Below are 13,654 nucleotides of genomic sequence, written 5' to 3'. Positions count from 1 at the left end.
TATCGATTTCATAGTTCTATTTATTTTGTAAGCACAAAAGCCCCCCAATAATAAGGCTCAGGATATTTTTCTTTTAATTGAAGTTGAGCATTTCGCAGGGCAAGAGAATAATCATCTCCTGCTATCCAGTTTTGATAAAAATTTACCATTAACTCTTGAGTAGCTAAATCATCTACCTTCCATAAACTCATCACTAATTGTTCGGCACCAGCAACCAAGAAAGATCTTTGTAAGCCGTAAACTCCTTCTCCGTCTTTTAATTCTCCACTACCGGTTTCACAAGCTGAAAGTACAACCAATTCAGTATTAAATAAATTAAGGTTCATGGCTTCGTAAGCCGTCAACATTCCATCTTCCCCATCCATATTAATATTATTAATTTGATCTGTGAGATGTTCTTCAACCCCACTTAGTAATAAACCTGATCTTAACAATGGGTTTTCTGAATCGACTGTTGCTTCGGATGAACTGCTTTCAATAAAATAGCCATGGGTAGCAAAATGTAAAATTCTTGCATCACTCAAATTCTTAATACTAGATTCAGAGGCAATTTCTTCTGTAAATATTTGAGTATTCCAATCTTCTTGATTCAATAGTCCACCAATTTTTTCTATCTCAATCTTAGTTCCTGGTAGTTGAGCAATACCATTTTTTAATAATTCAAAAGATCTTTGGTTTGCAACTTGTTCGGTTATTTCGCTCACATCTAATTTTATATGGTTTTCATTTCCAAACATTGGATTACCTAATAATGCAGCTGTATAAAGTGAATTATTATCAAGATTAATTTTTTTCAAATAAGCTGTAGGATTCGTCAAAAGTCGTAAATCATACTTTTCAAGCACAAATTTATCATCAGAAGGATCCTGCATTGTTGCTAAATTAATTTTATTAAAAACTCCATCTGGAGAAATATATACCGTATTAATTTCGCCCAATTCTTCTGCAATTGGTGACCAATAAATTTCGTGACTTGCATTATTAGCGACTTTATATCGAACTGAATTGAAATAACGCTTAAATTCACGATCCTCCATTTGAAGCCCATTTGGTAAAACAACTACTTTTGGAAATTCCAATTCTTTATTTAAAATGATAGCAGCATATATAACTGAGTCATTTTTAATATTAAGTTTTTGTCTGATGATCTCAACAATAGCCTCATTTTCATTAAGTTGATCAACTATTAAATCATATTGATCCACAGATGATGAAAAGGCTCCTTCAAAGCTTTTAGAATTTCTGGATAGTGTTTTTTCTAAATCATTAGCCTGATTCTCAAATTGCTTAATCTTATCAAGATTGGCCGTTTGGATTTCTTTTCCAGCGCTATATAGCTGTGCTAACTCCTCCTTAATATTAAGCCATTTCATAAAATCTTGCTTCAGTGCCTCATCTGAGCCTTTTAAAATATTTTTACGAACTGAAGAAGAAGCATTCAGCAAAATGGCTTTTGTCAACATCCTGAACTTAAAAAGGTCTTCACCAATAGCAGGATATTCCTGTGAATAATCAATAGCAAACTCTTGATAATCGGACACCACATCTACCACATTGGCATAAAAAGCAGACTTCTCTTTCTCACTTAAAATAGGAAAAACATTCTTTATCTGATTGATATAAATAGGAATAGCCTGATCAAAGTATTCTTTGGCGACCGCCATATTATCTTTTCTATGATTAAGAACCGCCAAACCGTATAAATTGAAAGCATACTCAGGATGGAGATTACCCAACTTATTTTCTCGGATTTCAAGTGCTTTTATCAAATACTTTTCGGCTTCATCTATCCTTCTATCTTCTTGCAATGCCATAGCGTAATTATTAAGCTTATTGGCATATCCGATCGTATTTTCAGAATTATTCGCTTCATCAATTTTAATCGATTGACGGTAAAGTGCTAATGCTTCATCTGTATTGCCAATCGTCTTGTGAGCAGAAGCTAAGTTTTGTAAGGTGAGCGCATAATTAGGGTGATTCACTCCATATTGAACAGAATCTAAGGTAAGTGCTTCCTTTAATAAAATAATTGCCTTTTGGTTTCTATTGGTTACTTGATAAAGTGTAGCCAAGTTCTGAAGAAATGAGGCCGATCTGTTTTTAGTCAAGATATCTTTAAAGATACTTTCTGCTTTATCGTAATTCCCCAAATCCATATAATAGGTAGCCAAACTATTTTGAGCCAATAGCATTTCCAATTCATCATTATCATTTTGCTGTAAATTGTCAATTGCTTTTTGGAAATTTTCCTCAGCTTTTGGATAGTTTGCCAGCTTTTGGTAAGAATTTGCTAGTAATAGCCTATAAGAGGTCTCATGCTCACCAGATTTACTATTCTCTAATTCTGATTCTACGGTTTTAATAACAGTTGTATAATCACCAGTTTCAAAAGCTAATCGGATATAATTCAAATTCCAATTTTCGTTTTCCTTCCAATGGTTAAATTGCGCATCCTCCAATAAAGGAAGTGCTTCTGATACTGTGGCAGCTAGAATTGATATCTCTGAAAATAGCTGTAAAAATTTTTCTTTTTGTTGATTGGAAAGGGCTTTCACATATTCGCTATTACTGTAATAATTTTTGGCCATTTCCCATGAAGCAATTAATTCGTTCAACTGAATATATGATCCCAAAACATAATAAACTGAGTTAAATGAATTTTGCGGATCTATTTGAGAGGCGAGCAATTTCATTTCTCCCAGAACTGTTAAATGCTTTTCTGTTTGTCCTTTTCTTTGGTAAATTTTAGCTTCTAATTGCTTTAATATTAAATTTTCAAAAGAGATAGAATCAAATACTTGATTGGAAATAGCTGCAGCAGTTTCATACAATCCCTCTGCTTTCTGGTGATTATTTTCATCTAATTTTAAGTTGGCGAAATTTACGAGAATACTAAAGCTTGTTCTATTTTGAATTTCTTCTTCCTTAATAATGCCTTCAGCCTTTTCATAATACTCAATCGCTTTCTGAGAATTTCCAACATTTTGTTCCTGCATTGCACTTTTCAACAATGCTGTTAAATTCGAACTGCTGACATCTGATAAATCGGTGGTTTGACCTGATTCTATCTTTGCTCTTTCTTCCAATTCTACTGCCTGTGCATACTCAGGAAGTGATTCCATTCCGTTATCATTCAATATTTGAATGAAAAAAGATAGATTTTCTATAGATTCATTAAATTCTGCTCTATGATAATGTGCTTGACCTAAAACAAAAAGTGAGAAGATATAATCTTCTGTATTTTCAGCACTTTTTTGCATTAAATCCATAGCCGGACTCAATATTTCATATGCTTTTCCCCATTGGTTTTGAGCAGCATAAAGTTGCCCTAAGTCGGATTGAAGTGAAAGTGTAATTGGAGCTTCAGCTCCTAAAATACTATGAGATTCATTTTTTGCATACTCGAAAGCTTCTTGTGCATCTTCAAAATCTCCACTATAATAAAACCCTTGAGCTTTCTTTTTAAGTGCTTCTATATATTTTTGATTCTTTCCAAAAGCGGCTTCTGACAATTCAATTTCTTCATCGATCAACTCAGGAAAATTAGATAAATCACCTAACTGCAATGCCAATGTTGTACTGATCTGATGTACATAAAAACGATCCTTATCCTCAACATCTTCATTAAGAAATGACAAAGATTCACTAGCCAATTCCCCAGCTTTTTCAAGTTCCCCATTCTGAAATGATTTTACAGCTTCCTCATATGGAGCAATCCAATCCTGAGAAAACGCCATTGAACTTGAGAAAAGAAAAAGACCAATGAATAAATACTTTATTGCAATACACTTTACTGACATTTTTAAAAATAGTTATTTCAAATTAGTACTTTTAGGATAATTACTGCACAATTTAAATACATTTAAGCTTTAAAACTTATAACTTATATAATTCTCGATAAAGATTAAATTCTAATAGATAAATGGAAGATACTAGTACTTAAGTTTTGAATGAATTGTTAAATATTAGTCTTGAAATTCAATACATAAGTATTTTAAGTTTTGTTATGTTATTAGCATTTAAAATCAAAAGATACGGTATGTATGAATGAGATGAAATACCTATTTGTCGGTATTTATTCACCTATCATTTTAAATCAAGTACTTTCAGTCTTTCCACCCAGAGGCTGGTTTGCCTTTGGCCGAGAATTGAACTTCAAAAAGATAACAAATATTTCCCTTTGCGAAAAATTCGCGGTCCTGTCTGCCGATCAGGCAGGTTTGCGACTCCCGACTAAAGTACTAGACAGGTATTGCGAGACCTTTTATGCGTTAAAGACGCCTGCGGACAATTCTTATTATATAGTAGAGAGAGAAGTTCTAAAAAAAGTAAAGATTTGTAGAGGAAAATTAAATTAGAGCTGATTAATCATTTGCTTTACATGTTTATCTGGGGTAAACATATTTTCATACACAGATTTAATCTTCAACTCCTTATCCAATAAATAAGTAATTCTTCTATTCATGCCTATAACAGGAATAGTCGCTTTATAAAGTTTTGCTACTTTGCCTTTCGGGTCACTCAACAACTCAAAAGGTAATTTATTTTCCTTTTTGAATTTATGGTGAGAGGCTATAGAATCTTGGCTTATACCTATTACTTTCACATTCAAATCTCTAAACTCTGAAAAGGCATCCCTAAATTCACAAACTTCAGCAGTACAGACTTTAGTGAAGTTTTTAGGATAAAAGAATAGAATAATTGGCTCACCCTTCTGGTCTGATAATTTAAACTTCTTTTCTGAAGTTGATTCTAACTCAAAATCAGGTGCTTTTTCTTGTTCTTTTAGTGACATAAAAATCTTTTAGTGTATTGTTTTAAAACTATTTTTAATTCAAATGGTTTACATTATGTTATTTTAGATAACAATTTAGTTTTCATGTTCAATTAGGTTTGGCAACACGTCTTCCAACGTGTTGCTTTTTTTATCTATCGATTACAAATCGTTTTGTAAGCACAAAAAGCACAATTTTCTAGTTTATCAGTTTGTTTAAAAGGTTGGTCACTGATGAAGATTTCATTCAAGATATTTTTCAAGCCTTTCTCAAATTCCTTCATTAAAACCTCCGCATTATTCAGTTCATTTCTATTCAATTTCAATTTCTCTGAAAAATCAGCTTTGAATAAACCTTTTCCATTGTATAACCCAGGTACCACATTTTTAATACCATCATAATCATCGCTTTTGATAAAAAGATAAGAATAGATCAGCGTCTGCATTGCTGCGCCATTTCTTTTATCATGATCACGATCGAATAAGCTTTCTATATCTGGAAATTTCACTTCATCTCCACCTGACTTATAATCAATAACTCGAATACTACTTTCCTTTTCATCTAATCTATCGATTGAGCCTTGAAGCTGAATTTTTTGTCCATCTTCCAAAGGTACCTCATATTTGAAAACACCTTCCACTCTTTTAACTGTAAATGGTGCAATTTGTGCATCATAATTTAAAATCTGAATAACCATTCGTTTCACCACATCTCTGATGATGATGTTTCTGCCTTCAAATTCAAATTCCGAAACTTTATCCTTTTTGCCATAAAGCGCTGCAAATTCTTCTTTTATTAAAGCATCAATTTTTTTCTTTAACAGAATGATTTTGTTAGCATCCAATAATTGATTTAAAACCGAACCATACAGTTTTTCCATCACTTGATGTAGAATATTTCCAAAATCAGCGGCATCCAAATCTTCACTCACTTCATCTCTTTCTTTTAAGCCTGCGATATAGCGAAAATAAAACTGCAGTCTGCAATTCAAATATGTTTTCAAGGCTGATGCTGATAGATATCTATCTTTATTATAAGATTTTAAAATATTCCAAATTGCCTCATTCTTTTCAATGGTAATCGGAACAGCAGAAGCAGCTTGCGGATCTTGATTAAGATTCTGCAATTTTACTTTTTGAGTTTGAATGCCTAGTTCATATTGCAATTGCAACAGATAACGGCTGGGCTCACCACCTTTTCCGCCACTATTATCACTGTTGTACATCAAGTGCATCTCGTTAGAACGCTGTAGCAAACGATTGAATAAATACGCATAAATAGCATCTCTTTGCTCTAATGTCGGCAGTCCATATGCTTTCCGGATGTTGTAAGGAATAAATGATTGACTGTTTGCACCACCCGGAAAATTATCTTCACTCATACTGAGGAAATAGATATATTCAAAATCCAGATTACGGGATTCCAGTACTCCCATAATTTGAATTCCTTCCAAAGGCTCACCTGAAAATGGTACTCTGATGGATTGAATAATTCGATTGAATAAGCGGATGAAAGCATTGATATCTAAAGCCAGTTTGAACTCGCTTATGATTTGTTCTAATTGATTGATCTGCTTGTAAATTTCAGAAATAAATTCCTGCTCAGTAGATTCAATTTGCTCTTGATGCACATATTGCAAAATGGTTCTCAAATAGAAAAAATAATTCTCTGAACCATCATTAAATAGGATTTCTAAAAGTGGATTTTCTTCTTCATTTTCAGCGTACAAATCCTTTAATTCTAATCGAATAATATTATTAGTTTCAATATTTTGGATTTTAGTTTTGGCTATTTCACCCAAAAGATTCCCTACAAAAGGATGCTTTAAAATTTTCAAAACATCTCGATGGTTGAAAGTGATTTTATCAACCTCTACTCTTTTATTTTTCTGTAGATAAAGACAAATATTCATCAACTGATATATGGAGGCAAATCGCAGCGGATAGCCCATTGTAACATTCACCTTCTTTATCTCCTCAGGAAGCGCATACAAAACAGGAAAAAGCAAACTTTCATCTCCTAAAATGATAGCCGTTTTTTCGGGTTGCCCTATGTTTTGCTCTGTAAGCAATTGCCCTAAGAATTTAGCCTGAGCAATGTTCCCCTTAACTTCAGTTATATTAATTTGTGGAGTTTCTTTAATAATTCTATCTGGCAGTTCTTCTGGAAATGTCTTACCTAAAACAGTATGCTTGGAATATTCCCTAAAGAAGTTACCAGCCTCTTGCATGGTATTTTCAGGAGCGGCATAATAAGCATCCGTATCCCAAAAAATCTGAGCTCCTTGTTTGACTGCTTCTGAAATAATAATCTCCTCCGTTTTGGTTAATGCATTGAATCCAGCAAAAATCAAATGCCCTGAAATCTGCACTTCTCCAGCCTTCAGCTTTTCAGCATATTCTCTATACAACATGCCATTATAAGCTTGATTCTCCTCTTTCAATTTTTGCTTAAAATCCTGGTAAACCGGATAAAGTATATTCCAATTTCGAGCAAATTTCTCTTGCGCATCTTTGGGCTTAGCTTCAAAACTTTTCCAGAATTTTTCAATTAATTGGACCTGTTCTTCGGTTAAGAAATCTGTATCTGCCAGTTTTTTCCATTCCAACAAATTAGCAAAGAGTGGGCGAGCATCAGCCATATAATGATCTACATCATTAAAATCTTTAACCAACATATCGCCCCAGAAATAGAATTGCTCAAAGTCTTCTTTAAATGGCGCATGCTTTTGAAATACTTCATGCAAAGAAAAGATTAAGCTCAATTGATCAGGTACTGCAAAATCACTTTTCTGACGAACAAAATCTTCAATTGCCATCGCTTCCGGTGCCCAAATGGGTTGGTCAATTAGTTTACGAAGTGCACGGTTAAAAAATAAACCTGCTCTTCTATTTGGGAAAATGACGGTGTAATTTGAAATGTCTTTTCCTAATTGAGTATATAATGTATGGGCTAACTCTTCTAAAAATGTGTTTTGCATTATGTGTATAATTGAAGTACTATTTCGTGATGCTTTGCTAGTTCTATAGAATTATCACTTTTTTCCTAATGGTTGAAAATTCCTTGCTTCCATTTTTTCTTCATTTCTTTATGCTACTATATAAAAAAACTTGTCCGCAGGCGTCTTTGTCGCAAAGTTTTCGCAAAGAAAAACATAAATCTCTTTTATAAATTAGTCATTTTTCTCTTTTTATTTGCGTTGCGAGGTCTTTGCGCCTCCCGATTAAAATACGGGACAGGTTTTGCGAGAGTCACCTCAAGCCTTTGGCTTGTATAAGTTTTCGCCTTGTGAGAAAAACAACCTAAACCTCAACAATCTCCAAGGGATTTAAATATGCGATGTGGGCTGTGACTTTTTCATAACCCATTTTCTTTAAAGTATTTCTATAAAAATTAAGCTGCTTGTTATCCTGATCTGATTTTTGACCTGTTTTAAAATCCAATATTCTCGCTTCATTATTTTTAAGTAACACCCTATCCAATCTGATTAATGAGCCATCAGGTAATAAAACAGGCACTTCTGTTTTTACTTCCCAATCCGTTTGAAACCAAGGCAATAATTCACTTTCACTGTGGAGATTATCTTTCACCAATTTCTGAATAGAATCATAATCTTCTGTGTTCAGCATTTTTTCAGCTTTTACTTTTTCAAGCAAAACTGGAATTTCAGAAAGGTCATTTAACTTAGAAAAAATATCATGCACATAAATTCCTAAATCAGTTTTGGAAAGACCAGAATCATCCACTAGCAAAGCTTGGGAATGTTTGATTTGCAATTTATCCTGCCAATTATGACTTTCATAATAAGTTAAGTTAACGGATGATGTTGAAAAGGCTTCTGCTTTTTCCTCCTTATCTTTCGCCATTAAAGCAAAATCAGATTCTGAGCCAATTGTTAATTTCATTTCCGCTTCTTGCCAATCATCTTGCTGTTCAGCAAATTCTAATAGGAGTTTAGAAACGTAACCTGAATTCCCTTTAGCATTAGTGTTGACTAAGAGCGCATCTCCAGCACGAGTCATGGCTACATACAATAGATTAAGGTTATCCAGATAACTCCTCACCTCTTCTTCCCAATAAGCATTAGCGAATACTGAATCTTTCAATGAGGAAGTTTGCTTAACTGGCAAATATGGGATTTCCGAAAATTGAGTGCCTTCTGTATTTACCCAAAGAGTTGGCGCCATTAAAGCATTAGGACTTAAAGTCCATTCCAAAAGTGGAATCATACAGATCTTAAACTCCAATCCTTTAGATTTATGGATCGTCATTAATCTAGCGGAATGCTCATCTGATTGCAGTTTGATAGCATAGGATTGGCTATTTTGTTCCCACCATTCCATAAAATCTGGAATACCTCCCTTATTTCCAAAGTCTAACAATACATCTTGAAAGGCTGATAGGTAAGCTTTTTCCTTCTTTATTTCTTTCAGTTTGAAAATCTGAATGAGCTTTTCACTCATCTCTAATAAACTCAAACTCATCAGTTCTTTCTGTGCAGATAAAAATTCTTCTGGAAGGTAATTATCATCCCCATCTACTTTCACAATTTCATGGATCAGCGAATTATCTTGATTGATGATTTTCTGATAATAGAATTTAATTTGCGCCAGTGCAATTTTATCTTCTGTATAGAGATATTGAAAGCAGTTCAACAGAAAATTAACAATATGTGCACTTGATAGAAGTAAAGTTTCATCTGAAATGATATTGTATTGATATTCTTTAGCTTTCTGTGGGTTTTCCTTTTTATACTTCTCTAGATAATCTTGAATTTCAATCCCTTCTGCTTTTCTTCTTACTAAGATCCCGATATCCTTTAATTGGATATTTAAATCCTGCAAACGCTCCAAATCTTGGATAAATTTTTCTAAAGCCTTTTCTTTCCAGCTGATTTTTTCGCCATCATCTGTTTGCTCTTCTTCAAAAAACTGAAGTTCTACAAATCCATCATAAGGATATTCTTTCTTCTTTTGCTGAACTACTTCATTGTAGGCATCAGGTAGATCCTGCAATAAATGTTCAGCGTCTTCGGTAAAACTATTTGATGACTTATTAACTGCATGAGCCTTTATGATTTCAGGTAAGGAGGTGAATAAATTATTATTGAAATCTATAACATGAGGCTTACTACGGAAATTATGACTTAAAGCATCCTCATGATAAAAAGCTGGAGAGATATCTTCTTTTAAACCTTTCAACAACAATCGCCAATCTCCACCTCGCCATCGGTAAATGGATTGCTTCACATCTCCTACTACTAAATTTTCATTCCCTTCGGCTAAAGAGTTTTCAACCAAAAGCTTGAAATTTTGCCATTGCAAAGTCGATGTATCCTGAAACTCATCAATTAAAAAATGGTCATAGAAACTGCCCATTTTCTCATAAACAAATGGACTTTCAGCTGGATCTGTTCCTATTATTTGATTTAAGAATTGTGTTGTATCGGAGAGAAACTGAATACCTTCCTCTTGCTTATATTCCTGCATTCTTTGATTGAAATGCTGGGTAATACCTATTAAATAAATATTTTTAAGGATATTCTCTGCCGACCGATATTCTCCAAGGTTTTTTTGAATATATTCAATAGCCTCATGGAAACAATCAACTAATCCCTCAGATGCAGTTTGAGAAATAAGTTCCTTTTTATCAGATGTTTTGGTGGCTAGTGAATCACCATTTGAATCTAAGGCTTTTTGAACCGTCTTATTTAGTAAGTCTGACAAATCATAGTTCTTATTTTTACTGATTTTATTAAAGAAATTAGGCGCTGAACTCCCCTTGCCACTGAAGTCATCAAGTGTAAGTCCTTTTTTATCGATTAACTGAAAGGCCTTTTTACTTATTCCATCCAGAGTATTTTCAAATTTAGCTATGATTTTATTGAGCTTGTCTTTGAAAACTTTCAGCTTATCATAATCACTAATTTCTTTATTTAAAGCATTTTCAATAATCTTGAAATCATCTTTCATCAATTCCTCAGTAAAGGAAAGTATATCTTTTCTAATGTCCCATCTTCCTTTATCTTCTAATTTGCTAATGGAAAAATCGATCACCCAATTTTTTAAGGCTATATGATTTGGATCACTTATGTCTTCCATTAACAAATCAAGTACAGCTTGTCTTACTTCATCAGTATTTAAAAGTAGTTCACCATCACCTTGAAGACTTAACTCTCTAGCAAAAGAACGCATTACATTTTGGAAAAATCGATCTATAGTTTGTACAGAAAAGCGACTGTAATTATGAAGAATTGAAATAAGTAATTGCTGGGATTTTACTTGTAATTGGTGATCTGTAAATCCCAAAATATTTTTCAACTGCTCTCCCATGTCGGAAGGTGCTTTACGGGAGAAATCAAACAGATTATGAATAATCCGTTCTTTCATTTCCTGTGTTGCTTTATTAGTAAAAGTAACCGCTAGTATTTTTTTGAAATGATCGGGATTTTGGAAGGCTAATTTTAAATATTCTCTTGTGAGAGTGAAAGTTTTACCGCTGCCTGCAGATGATTTATAAACTGTGAAGAGATTTTCCTTATACATAAAGGAAAATTAAGGGAAGTGGAATTAAATTAAAAGGAGTTAGTTTAATATATTCATTATAATAACAGAAGTTGCTACAATACATTCAATACCAATAACCACAGCAGAAATTATATCGCCTGTAGAACCATTCGTAATAATTGATTTATATTTACTCTTTACGTTCAAAACTTCCCCCCTCGTCATGATTAATTTTTAATGGTAAACAAATATAATAACATACATTACTGATAAAAAGCATACTAAGGATTTTATAGCGTAATTATTACTTTATTTACTTTAATTATTGCTTTAATTATATTTAAAGGTAAATTAAAAATATTTTAAAGCCTTTTTTTTGTTCTTTATTACATATCTTCAAAACCGCTCACGCCTCCAGAAACAATAAATTTCATTGCATTAGTACTATTAACATCCCATGCATGAACCAACTCATTTTTAACGATTATAATATTTCCTGAAAAATTATAGGAATGTGGCATATAAACAGAAGAAAAACCTTCCAATCCGACCTTAGTTAAATCACTTTGAGTAATAAATCCTGGTTTAAATATTTTACCCGCTTCATCAAATTGCACCATGACGGGTTCATTAAATTTCTTTTTATCACCTACAAATGCTCCAACAAGATCTTTTATAGAGTTATATATCAAACTTAGAAAAGGAATCTTTGTTATAATTTGTTCAAACAACTCGAAAAAGGGCTTCATAAAATAGGTGCTTCCTAAATAGCCCACTCCAATTATTGCTGATACCAGAATTAATATCCCAAGCCCTGGAAAATCAACAGGTAACAACCCATCAAGCCAATTAAAGACCGCTTGTATTACTAAAAGAGTAAAGGCAATAGGCGCTACGAATAATAATCCCCTGAAAAAATAACTTGCAATTTTTGTAAGAATCCTTTGTCTCATGTATAAAAATAAAATGTATTGTTGTACTAACGAAAAAAGCCCTGATGTAGTCCATCAAGGCTTCGAAAATAACATTATTAAAAGAGGGTTAAATTGAAATCCCCATAAAAGACATAAATGCAATACCCATCAAGCCAGTGATTAACATTGTAATGCCCAATCCTTTTAATCCATCAGGAACATTAGAGTATTTTAATCTTTCGCGAATAGCTGCTAGAGCAATAATTGCTAAGAACCATCCAATTCCTGAAGAGAAGCCATAAACAGCAGATTCAGCTAATCCATACTCTCTTTGCGCCATGAATAAGGATGAACCTAAAATCGCACAGTTAACAGCAATCAATGGTAAAAATATACCTAAAGAACCGTAAAGAGCTGGTGATGTTTTTTCAATTACCATCTCAACTAATTGCACCATTGATGCAATCACAGCGATATACATGATAAAGCTTAAGAAGCTTAAATCTACTGTTGCTAAATCTTTACTTAACCATGTAAGCGCTCCTTCATTTAATACATACTCTGCCAAGAACCAGTTAGTTGGAACTGTGATAGTCAAAACGAAAACAACAGCTAATCCTAAACCGAAAGCAGTGCTTACCTTTTTAGAAACCGCCAAAAAAGAACACATACCTAAGAAATAGGCGAAAACCATGTTCTCTATAAAAATTGATTTTATTCCTAAATTAATTAAATCCATTGTCTAAATATTTTTAGCGATTAATTTTCTACGTATCCTGTTTTATTTCTTTGAACCCAGATAATAAGCCCCAATATAAAGAAGGCACCAACTGGAGTTACCATAATACCATTAGCTTGGTAGTCAAAACCAACCCATCCATCTGCTGAGAAACCAATAGCTTCAAATACTTCGAAGCCAAATATTGCACCCGAACCAAAAAGCTCTCTAAAGAAAGCAACAGCTAGTATAATCCAAGCGTATCCTAAACCACTTCCTAAACCATCAAGAATTGAATCATAAGGTTTATTAGCTAAAGCAAATGCTTCCAAACGCCCCATAATGATACAGTTTGTAATAATCAAACCAACGAATACACTTAATTCTTTATACATATCGTAAGCAAAAGCTTGCAATACTTCATTTACTAGAGTTACCAATGTTGCAATAACAGCCAATTGAACAATAATCCTAACACGGTTTGGAATCAATTTTCTTATTAATGAAATAGTTAAGTTTGAAAAAACTATCACAAAAATAACCGCAATTGACATTACCATTGTTGGTTTCATTTGGGTAGTTACTGCTAAAGCAGAACAAATACCCAATACCTGAATGGTAATCGGGTTATCGTCATTTAACGGATCGGTTACAATCTTTTTCCTTCTTTTGGAAAGAAAAGCTTCCGAATCTTTTTTAACCGGTTTATCTACAGTTTCTGTACTCATATCTTTAATTTCT

7 protein-coding genes are annotated in these 13,654 nt (G+C 33.2%); all 7 read right to left on the bottom strand.

The window, feature by feature from the left end; translation table 11 throughout:
* Positions 1 to 20: 20 nt before the first annotated feature.
* On the bottom strand, positions 21 to 3,800 hold the full coding sequence (locus QYS49_RS07155; protein WP_308351045.1) for a CHAT domain-containing protein: 3,780 nt from the start codon (positions 3,798 to 3,800) through the stop codon (positions 21 to 23).
* 554 nt (positions 3,801 to 4,354) lie between these two features.
* The gene (locus tag QYS49_RS07150) at positions 4,355 to 4,795 is read right to left on the bottom strand and encodes a peroxiredoxin (RefSeq protein WP_308351043.1); all 441 of its coding nucleotides are present in this window, start codon (positions 4,793 to 4,795) and stop codon (positions 4,355 to 4,357) included.
* 134 nt (positions 4,796 to 4,929) lie between these two features.
* Positions 4,930 to 7,755, bottom strand: coding sequence for a PD-(D/E)XK nuclease family protein (locus QYS49_RS07145; RefSeq protein ID WP_308351041.1), 2,826 nt, complete (start codon positions 7,753 to 7,755; stop codon positions 4,930 to 4,932).
* Positions 7,756 to 8,077: 322 nt separating this feature from the next.
* The gene (locus QYS49_RS07140) at positions 8,078 to 11,320 is read right to left on the bottom strand and encodes a UvrD-helicase domain-containing protein (RefSeq protein ID WP_308351039.1); all 3,243 of its coding nucleotides are present in this window, start codon (positions 11,318 to 11,320) and stop codon (positions 8,078 to 8,080) included.
* A 347-nt stretch (positions 11,321 to 11,667) separates the two neighbouring features.
* The gene (locus tag QYS49_RS07135; protein ID WP_308351038.1) at positions 11,668 to 12,234 is read right to left on the bottom strand and encodes a DUF502 domain-containing protein; all 567 of its coding nucleotides are present in this window, start codon (positions 12,232 to 12,234) and stop codon (positions 11,668 to 11,670) included.
* A gap of 88 nt (positions 12,235 to 12,322) precedes the next feature.
* Positions 12,323 to 12,934 (bottom strand): NADH:ubiquinone reductase (Na(+)-transporting) subunit E, encoded by a 612-nt coding sequence (gene nqrE, locus QYS49_RS07130; protein WP_308351036.1) that lies wholly within the window; start codon positions 12,932 to 12,934, stop codon positions 12,323 to 12,325.
* 20 nt (positions 12,935 to 12,954) lie between these two features.
* A complete protein-coding gene (locus QYS49_RS07125) occupies positions 12,955 to 13,641 on the bottom strand; it encodes an NADH:ubiquinone reductase (Na(+)-transporting) subunit D (RefSeq protein ID WP_308351035.1) in 687 nt (228 codons plus the stop codon).
* Between the last annotated feature and the right edge of the window lie 13 nt (positions 13,642 to 13,654).

It is taken from the genome of Marivirga salinae (assembly GCF_030503855.1).
Classification (GTDB): Bacteria; Bacteroidota; Bacteroidia; order Cytophagales; family Cyclobacteriaceae; genus Marivirga; species Marivirga salinarum.
This window is presented reverse-complemented; position numbering and strand designations above follow the sequence as displayed.